The sequence below is a fragment of the Emticicia aquatilis genome (assembly GCF_014644295.1).
In the GTDB taxonomy this organism is placed as follows: domain Bacteria; phylum Bacteroidota; class Bacteroidia; order Cytophagales; family Spirosomataceae; genus Emticicia; species Emticicia aquatilis.
The window spans coordinates 1-17,463 of the sequence record NZ_BMKK01000015.1; the positions used below are offsets into that span (position 1 = coordinate 1).

Annotated in this window: 10 protein-coding genes; 9 read left to right on the top strand and 1 reads right to left on the bottom strand. The window is 35.9% G+C overall.

Features of this window, described 5'->3' with window-relative positions; genetic code table 11:
- Nucleotides 1-1,686: 1,686 nt before the first annotated feature.
- Nucleotides 1,687-2,409, bottom strand: coding sequence for a FadR/GntR family transcriptional regulator (locus IEX65_RS24825; RefSeq protein WP_188770519.1), 723 nt, complete (start codon nucleotides 2,407-2,409; stop codon nucleotides 1,687-1,689).
- Nucleotides 2,410-2,698: 289 nt separating this feature from the next.
- Between IEX65_RS24825 and IEX65_RS24830 the strand changes: the two genes are divergently transcribed.
- The 9 genes from IEX65_RS24830 to IEX65_RS24870 all read left to right on the top strand — a co-directional run bounded on the left by IEX65_RS24830 (nucleotide 2,699) and on the right by IEX65_RS24870 (nucleotide 17,447).
- The gene (locus IEX65_RS24830) at nucleotides 2,699-5,971 is read left to right on the top strand and encodes a SusC/RagA family TonB-linked outer membrane protein (RefSeq protein WP_188770522.1); all 3,273 of its coding nucleotides are present in this window, start codon (nucleotides 2,699-2,701) and stop codon (nucleotides 5,969-5,971) included.
- A 23-nt stretch (nucleotides 5,972-5,994) separates the two neighbouring features.
- The gene (nanU, locus tag IEX65_RS24835) at nucleotides 5,995-7,530 is read left to right on the top strand and encodes a SusD family outer membrane lipoprotein NanU (RefSeq protein WP_188770524.1); all 1,536 of its coding nucleotides are present in this window, start codon (nucleotides 5,995-5,997) and stop codon (nucleotides 7,528-7,530) included.
- 84 nt (nucleotides 7,531-7,614) lie between these two features.
- Complete coding sequence (locus IEX65_RS24840; protein WP_188770526.1) at nucleotides 7,615-8,553, top strand: dihydrodipicolinate synthase family protein; 939 nt, start codon at nucleotides 7,615-7,617, stop codon at nucleotides 8,551-8,553.
- Nucleotides 8,550-9,710, top strand: a complete 1,161-nt coding sequence (locus IEX65_RS24845) for a Kelch repeat-containing protein (RefSeq protein ID WP_188770528.1) — start codon at nucleotides 8,550-8,552, stop codon at nucleotides 9,708-9,710. Before IEX65_RS24840 ends, IEX65_RS24845 begins: the two co-directional genes overlap by 4 nt.
- On the top strand, nucleotides 9,707-10,945 hold the full coding sequence (locus IEX65_RS24850) for an MFS transporter (RefSeq protein WP_188770530.1): 1,239 nt from the start codon (nucleotides 9,707-9,709) through the stop codon (nucleotides 10,943-10,945). The genes IEX65_RS24845 and IEX65_RS24850 overlap by 4 nt, the downstream gene beginning before the upstream one ends.
- Nucleotides 10,946-10,952: 7 nt before the next feature.
- Nucleotides 10,953-12,521, top strand: coding sequence for a sialidase family protein (locus tag IEX65_RS24855; RefSeq protein WP_188770532.1), 1,569 nt, complete (start codon nucleotides 10,953-10,955; stop codon nucleotides 12,519-12,521).
- Between the two features lie 19 nt (nucleotides 12,522-12,540).
- Nucleotides 12,541-13,734 carry an AGE family epimerase/isomerase gene (locus IEX65_RS24860; RefSeq protein WP_229250884.1) on the top strand — a complete coding sequence of 398 codons (1,194 nt, stop codon included), beginning with the start codon at nucleotides 12,541-12,543 and terminating at the stop codon, nucleotides 13,732-13,734.
- A gap of 3 nt (nucleotides 13,735-13,737) precedes the next feature.
- Nucleotides 13,738-14,895, top strand: coding sequence for a sialidase family protein (locus tag IEX65_RS24865; RefSeq protein WP_188770534.1), 1,158 nt, complete (start codon nucleotides 13,738-13,740; stop codon nucleotides 14,893-14,895).
- Nucleotides 14,892-17,447, top strand: a complete 2,556-nt coding sequence (locus IEX65_RS24870; RefSeq protein WP_188770536.1) for a family 20 glycosylhydrolase — start codon at nucleotides 14,892-14,894, stop codon at nucleotides 17,445-17,447. Before IEX65_RS24865 ends, IEX65_RS24870 begins: the two co-directional genes overlap by 4 nt.
- Nucleotides 17,448-17,463 lie beyond the last annotated feature (16 nt).

Consider the following 17,463-nt stretch of genomic DNA (forward strand, 5'->3'; position numbering starts at 1 on the left):
GGTCGTCAACAAGCCGTTGACAGCATATTTTGGTCTGTCAACAGCAATCTTCAGCATAAACTGTAATAAACATATCTTTTATGAAATCTGAGTATCAAGTTCAACAGTAGAAAGGCTCGTTGCAGGCTTTGTTATCATTCTCTGAATCTTCTCTGTCAACAAACGTAAAACAGGCTGTCAACAAGCTGTTGACAGGCCGTCAACAAACGTAAAAAAGTCTGTCAACAAGCTGTTGACAAACCGTCAACAAAAGTAAAAAAGTCTGTCAACAAGTGTAAAACAGGTCGTCAACAGGTCGTCAACAAGCCGTTGACAGCATATTTTGGTCTGTCAACAGCAATCTTCAGCATAAACTATAATGAACATATCTTTTGTGAAATCTGAGTTACTGTACTCAACAGTAGAAAGGATTGTTGCAAGCTTTGTTGCTATTCTTTAAATTTTCTCTGTCAACAAACCTAAAACAGCCTGTCAACAAGCCGTTGACAAGCCGTCAACAAACCTAAAACTGTCTGTCAACAAGCTGTTGACGAGCCGTCAACAAAAGTAAAAAAGTCTGTCAACAAGTGTAAAACAGGTCGTCAACAGGTCGTCAACAAGCCGTTGACAGCATATTTTAGTCTGTCAACAGCAATCTTCAGCATAAACTATAATGAACATATCTTTTGTGAAATCTGAGTTACTGTACTCAATAGTAGAAAGGATTGTTGCAAGCTTTGCTGCTATTCTTTAAATTTTCTCTGTCAACAAACCTAAAACAGGCTGTCAACAAGCCGTTGACAAGCCGTCAACAAACCTAAAACTGGCTGTCAAGAAGCTGTTGACGAGCCGTCAACAAAAGTAAAAAAGTCTGTCAACAAGTGTAAAACAGGTTGTCAACAGGTCGTCAACAAGCCGTTGACAACATATTTTGGTCTGTCAACAGCAATCTTCCGCCCAAACTATAATAACCATATCTTTTATGAAATCTGGGTTATTGAGCTCAACAGTAGAAAGGCTTGTTGCAGGCTTTGTTTCTATTCTTTAAATTTTCTCTGTCAACAAACGTAATACAGCCTGTCAACAAGCCGTTGACAAGCCGTCAACAAAAGTAAAAAAGTCTGTCAACAAGTGTAAAACAGGTCGTCAACAGGTCGTCAACAAGCCGTTGACAAGCAGAAAATTTATACGTCATCTTTTAAATATACGTTCAATAATTTAAAAATCACCGCATTTTACTTATCAAATTCGACTGCCAGTTTACATCAAACTTCCAAACTCATTTTTGAAAATAATTGACCGTTAACAAACTTCGATATAATTTTCAAATTATTTTAATTTACAGTATCCAATTAGCCAAATGAGGTTTTGAATTTTAGTTTCAAAAAGGGTCGTTTGTTGTGTACTCATCTTGCTCAAATGAAATTTAGTTTTTTACAACGTGAGTTGGTAATTTTTGACAATAAACTAAAGATGTATATTTTGAAATTTTCAAATTGATGCAAAAACATCAATTGCCAAACTATATTAGCATTTCGTTACTATTTAATTAATTAAAATTTACACAAGTTATTGATAATCAGCATTCTAAATATTTTACGGAGTTTTCAATTGAAATATATTTTTACTGTAGTGAGCATTTAAAACTGTTTCTTGAACTATATTACCCTGAACACGCTATTTGCCAAATTAAATAGACTGCAAATATTATCCAACATTCTCAGCCGACATGATTAACCTTGCAAAATGATTTTCTAAATGATTTCTCATGGCATTTCTGAATAATTCTGGCGAGCCATTTTCAAGAATATCAACAAGTCCTTTATGTGAAACAAACTTCTTTTGTTCGAGCTGTTTTTGAAGTAAACCGCTATTATGCACATAATCAAAGATAGGCAATAACATTCTTTGAAAAGTCTTCATGGTTTTATTCCCTGTAATTTCATACAATTTTCCATGAAATTTTATTTCGTGGTCAATATTAAAAAGGTGAGATTCGCTTGATAGTGGCTCATTCTTCACAATTTCTTTCAATTCATTGATATCTTCTTTTGTTATTTTTTGAAAAATAAAATCTGCCATTCCAATTTCTAAAACCAACCTAATCTCAAAAATTTCTTTAAGCGTTTCTTGGTCGAGAATATGAGGATTCATGCTCTTACTCATGATTCCAAAAATATCAGGACTCGTGATAACCGAACCTTTCTTTTTCTTTGATTCAATCAAACCCATTGTACGGAGCCGAGCCAGTGCTTCTCTAATAACAGTTCTACTTACGCCCAGCGTTTCCACTAATTCTATTTCCTTAGGAATGACATCCCCAACTTTGAGTTTTCGATTTTGTAGTAATTCGACCAAATTCGCCTCTACTTTATCTACCAGCGAGCTATTATCTACAGTTGTGAAATTATTAATTATATTATCGACCATATTATGTATTATATATTAAAACAAAATTAGCTAAAAAAAAGCTTATTGAAAAACATAGTAATTAATAAATATAATTTAACAAAAAAATCTTTGTGATATAAAAAAAGAACATATTATTTATAATTATACAGTTATTGTATGAATACAGGAGTATTTAATAGTAAAATCTTTCTTCAGATAATACCTAATTGCATAATTATAAAAATTTATTTTATAATTATTTTGATTTTTAAATAATACCTTTTAGTTTTGTTATGTCATACATAATACATCAATCAAATTCTTTTCTATGAAAAACCTTTATCCGAAAGTATGTATCATAATTGCCTGCTTTCTATTTTCAAATGCTTTGTGGGCACAAACAAAAAATATTACTGGAAAAGTAAAATCTGAAGACGAAGGTCAAGGTCTTGTAGGTGTCAGTATTTCAGTAAAAGGAAAGTCAGTGGGGACAATTACTGATAGTAATGGGGCTTTTTCGATAGCTGCAGATGCAGGTGAAACTATTGTTTTTAGCTATATTGGTTATCAAAAAGAGGAAATTAAAGTTGGTAACTCTTCAATACTCAATGTTATATTAAAGCCTGATTTAGCTACCCTTAATGAAGTGGTAGTGGTGGGATATGGCACTCAAACTCGTAAAAATATCACCAGTTCTATCGGAAAACTGAATACCGAAGTACTTGCCAATGCCCCACGAGCAAATGTTGGTGCTGCATTACAAGGCTCATTGGCTGGTTTGCAGGTAATCAATAGAAGTGGAACACCCGGTGCGGCTCCAAGTATTTTGTTAAGGGGTGGGGCTTCAATAAATAGCCCAGGAGCACCATTGGTGGTAGTCGATGGTGTTGTAAGGTCGCTTAATGATATTGCACCAGATGATATTGCCTCTATTGAATTATTGAAAGATGCTGCTTCAACAGCAATTTATGGAGCAAGGGCAAACAATGGCGTAATTTTAATTTCTACCAAACAAGGAAAAATAGGCACAGCTCAGGTTTCTTATAAATTCAATGCTGGTTACAACAAAAATCGTGAAGGCTACCAGTATATGAATGCCCGTGATTATATATATTATAATAGACTTGGAAACCTCAATTCGCAACGAACCTTAGCACAAGTAAATGCTTCGAGAGGTTATGGTTTATTAACTGGGGCAGGAGATTTGGCACTTTTCGACATTCGACCGAATAATGCAGCTAATGCAGGGCTTTTAGCTCAAGGTTGGGAAAGTTTAGACGACCCTTATGGTGGTTCGATTTTATTTAAAGACCATGGTCAGGAAGTTCAAGACTTGGTTTTTAGAAATACTCAAACCCAAGACCATTATATCAATGTTATGGCTGGAAATGATAGAGGTAAATATTTTGCAAGTTTTGACTATTATAATGAAGAAGGTGTAATCGTAGGTTCTGATTATAAGCGTTATACAGGAAATATCAATGGTTCTTATAAAATAAAACCTAATTTGGAGGTTTCTACGGGAGCAACTTTTTCTACCTCAGCTCAACTTGGAGTTTTGGGCTCCGAAGTGAATACTTTGTATCGTAATTTGGCGATTTGGCCAACCATGAACCCTTGGTTAGATGCTGAAAAAACGCAACCAAATCCGGGCAATGGAATTAGCGATGGCAATCCTCTTTATTGGCTAAACAAAACTAAGAGAAGCAATGAAGTAAATAGAATCACCGTAAATGCTTCTGTAAAATATGATATTATAAAGGATTTGTATATCAAAGTTTCGGGCAATGCCTATTTATTTGAAAATATAGACCAGTCTTTTACACAAGCAACCCAAAACTATACAAATTTATATACTACTCCGCCATCGTTTAGTAGCACTACTCGAAATTCGATTTCAGCATTTTCAAGGTCAGTTCAACAACAATATAACGCTATCATCAATTACAGTAAAACATTAGGCGAAAAACATAACATAAATGCGATGCTGGGGGCAGAACTTTTTGGAAACAAAGGCTTCGGAATGCAAGTTTTTGGTCAAAATGCACCAACTGATGATATTATTACAGCAAATGCATCGACATCGTTTGCCGCAGGAAGTAATTTTAGTTCAAGAGATGAATATAAAATTCTTTCAAATTTCGGACGCTTAAACTATGATTATGATAGTCGCTATCTTTTAACTTTAGTTTACCGCCAAGATGGTGTTTCGAGCTTGGCAAGTAATAATCGCTTCGGATTTTTTCCAGGAATGTCGGCAGGTTGGAATGTTCATAAAGAAAAGTTTTTCCAAAATAGTTTTCTTTCTAAATACATTACCTCTTTGAAACCAAGATTTAGTTATGGGCAAAATGGAAATATTGCAGGAATTGGGAACTATGAAGTACAAGGAGTATATGGTTCACAAGGAAATTATAATGGGAGTCTGGGATTTCTAAATACAGGAATTGTCAATAGTGATTTAAGATGGGAAAAAAGTAAAACGCTGGATTTAGGACTTGATTTAACCATTTTTAATAATCGCTTGACTTTTATGGTGGATTATTATGATAGACAAACCAGTGATTTATTAACAAATCTTACACTTCCAAGTTATGTTGGTTTTACTTCGGTTAGAACAAATTTAGGAACGTTCCAAAATAAAGGATTTGAGTTTACGACAAATGCGATTGTTTTAAGAAAACCAAACGGTCTTGTCTGGGAAATTGGAGGTAATATAGCCTTTGTAAAAAACAAAATTCTACAATTACCTTTCAATGGTAACGAATTTAATCGTCAGGGTGGCTTACAAATTTATGATGCAGCACAAGGTAAAGTAGTTTGGGTAGGAGGTCTTCAAGAAGGGCAGCCTCTCGGAGCAATTTATGGTTACAAACAAGTATCAATATTTAAAAGTGCCGAAGAAGTAGCTCAAATTGCTGCAAATAGAATAGATGCCATTGCTGGAATCGGTGGACCAAATACTTCGCAAGCTAATAAAATTACTGCTGGCGATGTAAATTGGTTAGATGTTGATAAAAATGACATTATTGATTCAAGAGACCAAGTTTACCTTGGCAATATAAATCCGAAAGTTACAGGTGGTTTCACCACAAGTATTTCGTTTAAAGGAATTTCATTATTTTCTCGCTTTGATTTTGCATTAGGACATACCATTTATAATGATTTGGTAGCCCGAACATTAGGTAATTATCAGGGTACGTTCAATTATATGGAGCTACAAAAAAATGCGTGGTCGCCAACCAATACCGATACTGATATTCCAAAAGTATATTTTGCCGACCAAGTAGGAGCACCAGCAGGAAAGAAAAACTATACCAGAGCTAATAATGCAAACCAAGTATTAAATGGCAACAATTCAAGATTTTATGAAAAAGGTGATTATTTAGCTTGTAGAGAAATTACGCTTTCTTATGATTTTGCCAAGTCAATTTTACCACAAAAATGGCTATCACAGGCAAGAGTTTATGCCAATTTTAATAACCTTTTTTATGTAACCAAGTTTAGTGGACCTTCACCAGAGCCACCAGCAGGAGGCATATATGCGGGTACTTATCCAACACCAAAATCAGTAGTTTTGGGCGTTCAGGTAACATTTTAATCATTATTTTAAAAAGTAATTTCATGAAAAAGACAATTAAAAATATATTGATGAGCGTAAGTATTGTGGTATTCATCACCTCATGCTCAACAGACCTTGATTTAGCTCCAATTAGCAGTATTAGCGATACAAATTATTGGAAAACCGCCGACCAATTCGATGCATTTGTTTCGGGCATTCAAGCCCGGTTTAGAAGCCATAATTCCAGTTTTCAAGCATTGGGCGAACTTCGAGCTGATATTTTTGGTACAGAGCCTGGCAACCCAAGTACATTTACAGGTGAAGCCACTCAGGGAGTAGAAAGAATGTGGTTACAAACCTTAGATTTAGACAATACAGGTGTGAGTAATTTTGGTGGTTTTTACAGCAATATTGTTCAAATCAATCTCTTAATTGACAAACTCAGTACGTCCACGGTAGTTACCCAAGCCAACAAAGATTACTATTTAGGTATGGCTTACGGCATGAGAGCGTATTACTATTTTCATTTATTGAGGTCGTGGGGCAAAGTAGTGATTCAAACCGACCCAATTTTATCAATTAATATTGCAGATTTAGCCAAAGAGGCATCAAGCGAAGAAACAGTAATGGCTTTAATAAAAGCTGATATTGAAAAATCGCTTAGTAGCTTTGGAACAAATTATACTTTCAGAAATGCAAAATCTTTTTGGTCAAAAGCAGCCTCATTGATGCTTAAAGCAGAAGTTTCTCTCTGGAATAGTTATCGAGGAGGCGGAACAACTGATGCCACAGCTGCACTAAATGCCTTAAAAGACATTCAAACCAATGTGCCCAGTTTGGCTTTGTTACCAAGTTATAGTTCAGTTTTTACAGCTTCAAACAAAGGAAACAACGAGATTATTTTCTCTATTCGCTACTTGCTTAATGAAGCTACAATGGGATTTGTTACAGGTAGTTTTGTACCACAATCAGGCTTAATTGCCAATTTCTATGACCTCGATGGCTCACGACAATTTAATGTTACGACCGACAACTGGGGTGGACTTCTGAGAGCTCCTGTAAAAACATCAACCTACAATAAATTCAACGATTTGGATAGCCGAAAATTGGCTTCCATTCAGCCAGCATTTCGTAAAAATGGAACTAAATTTGAATTGGCAGGTGCTTTTACCAATAAATTTCAAGGTGAACAAAGTGCAGGTTCGAGGTCAATTACAAACGATTATCCGATTTATCGTTATGCTGACTTACTTTTGATGATTGCCGAAGCAAAAGTCATCTTAGGTCAAAGCCCAGCCGACGAAATAAATTTAGTAAGAAAAAGAGCTTTTGGTGCAAAATACGATGAAAAAACGCTCGGTTTTCCTAACCAAAGTATTGATGTAAAACCAGCAGAGGCCATATTGAATGAACGCCTTTTCGAGTTTGTATTTGAAGGCAAAAGATGGTACGATTTAAGAAGATTTGGCAATAACTATGTGTTTGCCAATACCACAGTTTTACCCTCAGAAGCATATAAAGTTCTTTGGCCAATTGACCGAAATTCATTGACAAACAATAGGTCGTTAAAGCAGACCGACGGCTATCCAGCTTTTTAAACACCAACGATTCAAAGCAAGTGCTTTGTGCTTGCTTTGAAAATAGTTAAATTATTACTTTTATTATTTTATAAATTTAAAAAAATGGCTATAAATCACTTAGAAGGCTTAATTGCTGCACCATTTACACCAATGTACCCAGATGGTTCATTGAATTTATCATTGATTCCTGCATATTATGAATTTTTGAAAGAAAATGGAGTAAACGGAGCTTTTATTTGTGGCTCAACTGGAGAGGGTGTATCATTAACATTAGTAGAAAAAAAGGTCGTAGCAAAAGCATGGGCAGATTGTACCAGCAATGATGCTGACTTCAAGGTAATGTTATTTTTGGGTGGGACTTGCCTTGAAGACTGTAAAGACTTAGCCCGATTTGCAGAGCAAATTAATCTGTATGCTGTTTCATTTACTGCTCCTTTTTATTTCAAACCTGTAAATATTGAAATGCTTGCAGAGGCGTGTAAAGAAGTAGCGGCAACCGTACCTCAAATGCCTTTTTATTATTATCATATTCCTGTGCTGACAGGTGTAAATTTTGCCATGTTTGATTTGCTAAAAGCTATTGAAAATAAGATTCCAAATTTTGCAGGCATCAAATTCACCCACGAAGACTTTATGGATTTCCAGTCTTGTCTCTCATATAATGATAATCACTATGATATGCTTTGGGGCAGAGATGAAAATATGCTTTCGGCCTTAGTTTTAGGGGCAAAAGGGGCTGTGGGTAGTACCTTTAATTATGCAGCACCATTATACAATCGCTTAATAAAGGCATTTCAAAACAACGATTTACAAACTGCACAAAAGCTACAGTTAACCTCAATAAATATGATTCGTTTATTGGGAAAATATGGAGGTATTGCCACCGGAAAAGCCTATATGAAATTGGTTGACATAGATTGTGGCAAGTTCAGATTACCCGTTAAAAACATGGATAATACACATTTTGAAATGTTTAAAAATGACGTAAAAGATTTGAATTTTTCAGAATTTTGTTCAAAACCAGCCGTTTCGATAGCATGAATCGTAAATTCCTTCTAATAATCGTACTTATATTTCTACCATTGAAAACTATCTCGCAAAAGTTAAGGCAAACACAAATCAAGTGGTCTGTTTGGTCAGAGTTACCGATTGCTGATGGATTAGAAAAACAAGTAGGATTGGCGGGTGCTTCATCGGGACTCAGTAATGATGTGATGCTTATTGTGGGCGGTTCAAACTTTGAAGATGGCGTACCTTGGAGAGGTGGCCAAAAAAAATATTTCAATGATATTTATGTGGTTCAAAAAGATGGCAAAAACTTCGTTTGGGCAAAAAAGACCTATAAATTACCATTTAATTTAGCTTATGCTGCTACGGTAAGTACGCCCCGAGGGCTCGTTTGTATTGGTGGAGAAAACGAAAATGGGATTAGCCCAAAAGTAATACTTTTGAATTGGAATGATAAAAAACAAGAAGTTGATTTCAATTTTATGCCAGATTTGCCATGTGGTATTACAAACGCATCCGCTATATTTTTAGATAATAAAATCTTCGTTTTAGGTGGGGAAACTAAATCCGAAACACTGAGTTCTGTTTACCAACTCAATGTCAATTCTGGTGGGGCAACTTGGCAAAAACTCATGGATTTACCTCTTCCCTTATCTCATTCAGTGGCTGTTATTCAGTCAAACAACCTTTTTCTTTTTGGTGGAAGAGCAAAAACTGAGAGCGGAATTAGCAAATTGTCAAACAGGGCCTTTCGATTTGACCTAAAGAAAAACAAATGGGAAACAATAAAAAACATTGCTGATAAAAACATTGAGATTCCAGCCCTTTCGGCGGGAGTCGGGGTAGCTCTTGGAAAAGATAAAATTCTTTTGATTGGGGGAGATAAAGGAAATATCTTTTCCCAAATAGAAATGTATAATGCCAAAATAATTCAATCAAAAGACGAAAACGAAAAGAGTAGTTTACAAAAAGAAAAAGTTGCACTTTTAGAAAATCATCAAGGATTTAGCAAAGATATTTATGTCTATGATATTCGTAAGAATAGCTGGACAAAATTCGGAGAAATGCCAATGATTACTCCAGTCACGACCAACCTTGTAAAGTGGGGCGATGTTATTTTCATCCCTTCTGGTGAAATAAAACCAGGCATCAGAACGCCAAATATCTTGATAGGCAAAATAATAAAATGAAAAATTCTAAAAAATATCCTTGGATTTTAGTGGGGTTGCTGTGGGTGGTTGCATTATTAAACTACATGGACAGGCAGATGCTTTCTACAATGAAACCCACCATGATGATAGATATTGCAGAACTTCAAACGGCTGCAAACTTTGGTAGGTTAATGGCTATTTTCTTGTGGATTTATGGGTTTATGAGTCCTATTTCGGGAATGATTGCCGACCGAATGAATCGAAAATGGTTAATTGTAGGTAGTTTATTCGTTTGGTCTGGAGTAACTTTTGCGATGGGTTTTGCCAAATCTTTTGAGCAATTATACTGGTTACGGGCACTCATGGGCATCAGTGAAGCCTTGTATATTCCAGCTGGGCTTTCACTAATAGCTGATTTCCATACTTCAAAAACAAGGTCGCTCGCTATCGGAATCCACATGACAGGTTTGTACATGGGACAGGCTCTGGGTGGCTTTGGGGCGAGCATTGCCGCCCAATTTTCTTGGAATTCAACTTTTCAATCTTTCGGAATCATTGGGATGGTCTATTCATTCATATTGATTCTTTTTCTTCGAGAAAGTAAAAGTTCAGAGAAAGATGATTCAACTGAAAATATTTTCATCGAAAAAGCACCTTTTTACAAAGGAATGATTGTATTATTTAGCAATATTTCGTTTTGGATTATCCTCTTTTACTTTACCGTCCCGAGTTTGCCTGGTTGGGGTGTTAAAAACTGGTTGCCGACACTTTTTGCAAGTAAGTTAAACTTAGATATGGTGCAAGCAGGGCCACTTTCTACGATAACCACTTCTCTTTCATCGCTTTTGGGTGTAATTGTTGGTGGAATATTATCAGATAAATGGGTACAAAAAAACCTTAGAGGCAGAATTTATACTTCTGCTATTGGTTTGGGGTTGACTATACCAGGACTATTATTAATTAGCTTCGGTACTTCTTTGTTCCATGTAGTTGGAGCGGCATTCTGTTTTGGCTTTGGCTTTGGTATGTTCGATTCCAATAATATGCCTATTCTTTGTCAATTTGTTTCATCTAAATACAGAGCCACAGCATACGGTTTTATGAATTTGACAGGCATTTTGGCAGGTGCTTTTATCACTGATTTATTAGGAAAATCAACTGACAAAGGCAATCTCGGAAAAGACTTTGCCTTAATGTCGGCCATAGTGTTGGTTGCTTTGATTATTCAACTTACTTTCCTTCGACCCAAAGTCAATGATTTTAACGATATTTAAACATACAATGAAAAAAAAGAGATTAATTCTATCAATTTACTTATTTTTTGCATTTGTAAACGGAAGTTGTCAAACAAAAGAGACGCCCAGTATTCAACAAAACAAAATTGAAGTAACCACTTACTTTCCTTCTAATCCAGTCATAGCAGGGCTTAACTCAAACCCGCAATTAAGAGTAAATATTGCAATCCTTGAAGGGAAATCAGCAGTAAATTTTAAAAAAATTAAATGTACAATTAATGCTGAAGCTGTTGGTTTAATTCAAAAAATCAATGTCTTTTTCCCTAATACGATAGCTTTTTCAGAAAGCAATTTAATAGCAACTCTTAGCCCTACTTCTACGGAGTTTGAGATTCCAGTTAATCTATTGCTAAATCCTGGCAATAATTATTTTTGGATGAGTACCCAACTAAAAAATGATGCAGAGATTAACAAAACAATAGAAATCCATTGCACCGATGTTATTGATTTTAATGAAAAATCATACCCTATTAAAGAATCGAGTGCGGCTTTTATTAAAGCTATTGGTAAAGCCGTTCGTAAAGCTGGCGATGATGGGGTCAATACTTATCGTATTCCGGGTATCATAACAACTGATAAGGGAACACTAATTGCGGTCTATGACATTCGTTATTCAGGTAGTGGAGACCTTCCAGGCAATATTGATGTAGGTATGAGCCGAAGTATCGATGGTGGTAAAACGTGGGAAACCATGAAAATAATTATGGATATGGGACCACCACATGAAAACAATGGTATTGGCGACCCTTCGATTTTATTTGACCCAGTCACCAAAAAAATATTGGTTGCTGCCTTATGGAGCAAAGGCAATCGCTCTATAGGCGGTTCTGGCCCAGGACTTACGCCAGATGAAACAGGACAATTTGTTTTGGTAAGTAGCACTGATGATGGGCAAACATGGTCGGCACCCAATTCAATTACGCCACAAATAAAGATTCCATCATGGAATATCTTATTTAATGGTCCGGGAAGAGGAATTGCAATGCAAGACGGCAAACTCGTTTTTCCTGCACAATATTGGAATGAAACAAAGATTCCTTTTTCAACCATAATTTATAGTGAAGACCACGGCAATTCATGGAAAGGTAAAGCTTTGGGGCCAAAATCAAATACGACAGAAAGCCAAGTAGTGGAAACAACACCAGGAACACTTATGCTGAATATGAGAGATAACAGAGGTGGCTTTAGAAGTGTGGCAACCACAAACAATTTTGGCACGACATGGACAGAACATCCCACTTCTTTTAACACACTTACTGACCCTGTTTGTATGGGAAGTTTGATTAAGGCAAAAGTAAAGGTAGGAGGGGTGTTGAAAGATGTCTTGTTCTTTAGTAACCCTAATTCTGCATCTGGTCGAGATAATATAACTATCAAAGCCAGTTTAGATTTAGGTGAAACATGGCTTCCCACCAATCAATTATTGATTGATGAACGACTTTGTTACGGATATTCATGTTTAACGATGGTGGACGAAAATACCATTGCTATTTTATACGAAGGCACTAAAGATTTATACTTTGTAAAAGTGCCAGTGAATACTATTATTAGATAAGTTAAATTCAAATGAATTTATGGAAATGCTATATACAAAAACAATTTTAACTGAGTTACAAAATTTTTATAAAAATCAATTACTCAATGATACCATTCCATTTTGGTTTCCTCGAAGTATTGATAAAGAACACGGCGGATATTTATTGATGAGAGACCAAGATGGTACTTTAATCGATGATGATAAAGCCGTTTGGATTCAAGGACGTGCTACTTGGATGCTTTCGACACTTTTTAATACCTTTGACCAAAAACAAGAATGGTTGGAAGGTGCAAAAAGTGGCATTGATTTTCTGAATAATCATTGCTTTGACACTGATGGTCAAATGTTTTTTCATGTAACTAAAGAGGGAAAACCGATTCGCAAACGTAGATATTTCTTTTCAGAAACGTTTGCCGCCATAGCCAATGCCGCTTATGCAAAAGCGAGTGGAGATAAAAATGCCGCTGATAAAGCAAGATTCCTTTTTGGAAAATGTATCGAATATGCTACAACACCAGGTTTATTACCTTCAAAATTTACTTCTACCCGACCAGCAAAAGGCATAGGCGTACCTATGATTATGATAAATACTGCACAGCAAATTCGTGACAATATTGGCGATGAGCGTTGTGATGAATGGATTAGTAAATGGATTCTGGAAATAGAAACTGATTTTGTGAAAGATGATATAAAGTGCGTCATGGAGCAAGTTGCCCCCGACGGAAGTATAATAGACCACATTGACGGTAGGACTCTCAACCCAGGACACGCTATAGAAGGGGCTTGGTTTATTTTACACGAAGCCAAATACCGAAACAACGACCCTCATTTGATAGCATTAGGCTGTAAAATGCTCGATTATATGTGGGAGCGTGGTTGGGACAAAGAACATGGCGGCATTATGTATTTTAAAGATGTCTATGACAAACCCGTGCAGGAATATTGGCAAGACATGAAGTTTTGGTGGCCTCATAATGAAGTTATTATTGCTACGCTTTTAGCATATTTAATGACAGGAAATGAAAAATATGCTCAATGGCACAAACTTGTTCATGAATATGCCTATGCTCATTTTCATGATAAGAAAAATGGCGAATGGTTTGGGTATTTGCACAGAGACGGCACCATTGCTCAGACAGCCAAAGGCAATTTATACAAAGGCCCATTTCATTTGCCTCGTCAAGAATGGTATTGTGTTCAGATTTTAGAACAATATTTAAACTCAAATTAAGCCATGAAAAATACTTTAACTCTCGTAGTTTTAATCGCTTTTTTCTTAAAAACACATGCACAAATACCCGTCTATATTTCAGGAACAGAAGGGCATAAATCGTACAGAATACCAGCCATCATCAAAAATGGAGCGGGAGAATTGCTGGCATTTGCTGAAGGTAGAGTAAAAGGAAGCGGCGATTTTGGTGATATTAACATCGTTTTGAAAAAAAGTATGGACAATGGAAAAACGTGGGGGGAAATGACCACCGTTGTAGATTACAATGATTTACAGGCAGGAAATCCCGCTCCAGTTTTGGATAATTCTGACCCAAATTTTCCAAAAGGCCGAATTTTTCTTTTTTACAATACTGGAAATAACCACGAGGGGGAAGTCAGAAAAGGCAAGGGTTTAAGAGAAGTTTGGTACAAAACATCGACTGATGGAGGAGATACTTGGAGTGAGGGCGTAAACATAACGCTACAAACGCACCGTCCGAATCAACCTTTGGTGAATGCGTCTTATAATTTCAAAGAAGATTGGCGTTCTTATGCCAATACACCTGGTCATGCGATGCAGTTTCAAGAAGGTAAATACAAAGGACGAATTTTCGTAGCTGCCAATCATTCGGTTGGCGAGCCTCAAAAACAATTTACCGACTATGCCGCCCATGGTTTTTATACAGATGACCATGGAAAAACCTTCAAACTGAGTGAAAACGTAGCCATTGAAGGAAGCAATGAAGCCACAGCCGCCGAAATTTCTGATAACAAACTCATGCTTAATGCCCGAAACCAAAAAGGAGATAAGCGGTCGAGGATTGTAGCCATAAGCAATAATGGTGGCGAAACTTGGAGCGAAACCTTTTTTGATGAAAACTTGCCCGACCCAGTATGTGAAGGAAGTATTTTGAATATTGGCAAGAAAAAAGGTAAATCAATTCTCGCTTTTTGCAATGCCGCTGATACTAAAAACCGAGATAATCTAACTCTTAAAATTAGTTATGACGATGGAAAAAGCTGGAAAGCTTCAAAATTGGTGTATGCTGGAAAAGAAAATAATGACAAATCTCCATCGGCTTATTCAGACATCGTAAAAATAGGCAAAAAAACTATCGGTGTTTTATTTGAAAAAGACAATTATTCAGCAATAGTATTTTCCCCAGTAAACTGGAAATGAAAAAAACACCACTTTACATAATTTTGATTTTCCTACAGTTCGAAACTTTCTGTCAGGTACAAATCTCTCATTTCAATGATTCACTCTTTTCAACCTATTATCATCAAAGAGTAAGCCTTTTCAAAAGTTTACCTAAGACTAAGAATGACATCATTTTTTTAGGCAATAGCATCACTGACGGAGGTGAGTGGAGCGAAATTTTTCAGGATTTACACATTAAAAACAGAGGCATCAGTGGCGATAATACCATTGGAGTTTTGAATAGAATTGGAGAAATTACTGACAGAAATCCTGAAAAAGTTTTTATATTAATTGGCGTAAACGATTTAAAAAGTGGCTTAAAACCTGATAGTGTAGTAAAAAATATTATTAGGATTTGCTCTATTATCAAAGCGAAATCGCCTAAAACTATGCTGTATGTGCAAAGCATTTTGCCAGTAAATGAAGCTTTTGGCAAGTTTGGAAGCCACACCGATAAGAAAGAAGAAATACTTGAAGTCAATAAGCAACTTTCTATCAATTCCAACTCCATTCCATATACTTACATAGATATTTTTACACCTTTTTGTGATGCCACAGGACGCTTAAATTCTCGATTCACCAATGATGGGTTGCATCTTACAGGCGAAGGCTATCTAAAATGGAAAGAGCAAATTCAAAGTCAGATTTATGATTTACCTGCATTAATTCCATTGCCTCAAATAGTAAATTGGGGAGTAAATAAGTTTTTGATTAGCAATTATAGCAATATCTCATTTGCAGACAAAACCCTCCGAAAAGAAGCAGAACTAATAAAAAACCTTTTTAAAGATAAAGGTTCTCGGTCCACTTTTAAGTTCAATGCACCTGAAGAAGCATTCAAAATTGAACTTAGAAAAGAAGTTATTTCGAATGCAAACAATATCGATGAAGCCTATTCAATAAATGTTTCAGAAAAGAACATATTAATAAAAGCATCTACGGCACATGGATTTTTTAATTCTATTCAAACACTATCTCAATTAATAAACAATAATGAAATTCAAGCCTGTGAAATAACCGATTGGCCATCTTTTCCTTGGCGAGGATATATGGTAGATGTTGGTAGAAGCTATCAGTCTATCAAGCAATTAAAGCAGCAGATAGATGTAATGGCAGCATACAAGTTGAATATTTTTCATTGTCACCTTACAGAAGATGTTGCTTGGCGAATACAAAGTAAAGCATATCCTCAACTTACCAATGAAAAGTATATGTTACGAGATAAAGGTAAGCTTTATACCTTAATCGAGATTAGAGAATTAATTAAATATTGCAAAGACCGACACATTACTTTTATTCCTGAAATAGATATGCCCGGCCATAGCGACGCATTTAAGAGAGCAATGGGCGTCGAAATGCAAAGTGAGCAAGGTTTGAAGATTTGTAAGAATATTTTGGTAGAATTGTGTCATGAATTAGATGTTCCTTACGTACATATTGGCGGTGATGAAGTGAAAATATCCTATAAAGAATTTCTGCCCGAAATTGTAGCTTTGTTGAAGACTAACAGAAAAAAAGTTATAGCATGGGACCCAGGTGGAAATGTCCCCGAAGGTACTTTTCTTCAAATGTGGAATGGAAATACAGTCACTAAAGAAAAATTCCCTTCAATCGACTCTCGGCATTTATATCTAAATCATTTCGACCCAATTGATGGTGTTGTAACTACCTTTAATCATCAGATTTGTGATGTACCTGTAGGCGATGCAAATAGGTTGGGAGCTACACTTTGCAACTGGCCAGATAGAAAAGTGGCAAAAGAGGAGGATATTATAAATATGAATGCCGTTTATCCTGTAATGCTTGCATTTGCTGAACGCTGCTGGCAAGGCGGAGGATGGCAGAATTTCTTGTCAGACATTAGTGTGCCAGGAAATGAGCGATATAATGCCTTTGTAGAATTTGAAAACCGTTTGTTACAACATAAATCTATTTATTTTAAAACACTTCCTTTTCCGTATATACACCAAAGTAATATTGAGTGGAAACTGATAGGCCCTTATGATAACAAAGGAAAAACCGATATGGTATTTGCTCCAGAATTGCCTTCTTTTTATGATACATTGCAATTAAAAAAATATCCGTCTGTCTATGGAGGTACTATTTGGTTTAGACATTTTTGGCACCCAATGATTCAATCGCATTTAGGATTTGAAAAAGATAATACTACTTTTTACGCAACAAGAAATATTTGGAGCGATGAAGCTGGGAGCAAAGATTTTTGGATTGGTTTCAATAACATTTCCCGTTCGCCTGCTACTGATTCACCACCTGAGGGTGCTTGGGACAATAAAAACAGTGTAGTTTGGGTAAATGGAAAAAAAGTAGAGCCACCACATTGGAAGAATGGCGGACAAAAAGGGAATGCTGAGATTCCGTTGATAGATGAAGGTTACGAATATAGAGAACCTACTAAAATATTTTTACAGAAAGGATGGAACACTATTCTAATAAAAGCTCCAGTCGGAAGTTTCATTGGTACTGATTGGCAAAATCCCGTTAAATGGATGTTCACGTTTATTCAAAATTAAGGTTTTTGGGGAAATT

What these genes read in the sequence shown, in the direction of transcription:
- IEX65_RS24830 (WP_188770522.1), top strand. Translation starts at nt 2,699, where the DNA reads ATGAAAAACCTTTATCCGAAAGTATGTATCATAATTGCCTGCTTTCTA.
- IEX65_RS24845 (WP_188770528.1), top strand. Translation starts at nt 8,550, where the DNA reads ATGAATCGTAAATTCCTTCTAATAATCGTACTTATATTTCTACCATTG.
- IEX65_RS24870 (WP_188770536.1), top strand. Translation starts at nt 14,892, where the DNA reads ATGAAAAAAACACCACTTTACATAATTTTGATTTTCCTACAGTTCGAA.
- IEX65_RS24855 (WP_188770532.1), top strand. Translation starts at nt 10,953, where the DNA reads ATGAAAAAAAAGAGATTAATTCTATCAATTTACTTATTTTTTGCATTT.
- IEX65_RS24860 (WP_229250884.1), top strand. Translation starts at nt 12,541, where the DNA reads ATGGAAATGCTATATACAAAAACAATTTTAACTGAGTTACAAAATTTT.
- IEX65_RS24865 (WP_188770534.1), top strand. Translation starts at nt 13,738, where the DNA reads ATGAAAAATACTTTAACTCTCGTAGTTTTAATCGCTTTTTTCTTAAAA.
- IEX65_RS24840 (WP_188770526.1), top strand. Translation starts at nt 7,615, where the DNA reads ATGGCTATAAATCACTTAGAAGGCTTAATTGCTGCACCATTTACACCA.
- IEX65_RS24825 (WP_188770519.1), bottom strand. Translation starts at nt 2,409, where the DNA reads ATGGTCGATAATATAATTAATAATTTCACAACTGTAGATAATAGCTCG.
- IEX65_RS24850 (WP_188770530.1), top strand. Translation starts at nt 9,707, where the DNA reads ATGAAAAATTCTAAAAAATATCCTTGGATTTTAGTGGGGTTGCTGTGG.
- nanU (WP_188770524.1), top strand. Translation starts at nt 5,995, where the DNA reads ATGAAAAAGACAATTAAAAATATATTGATGAGCGTAAGTATTGTGGTA.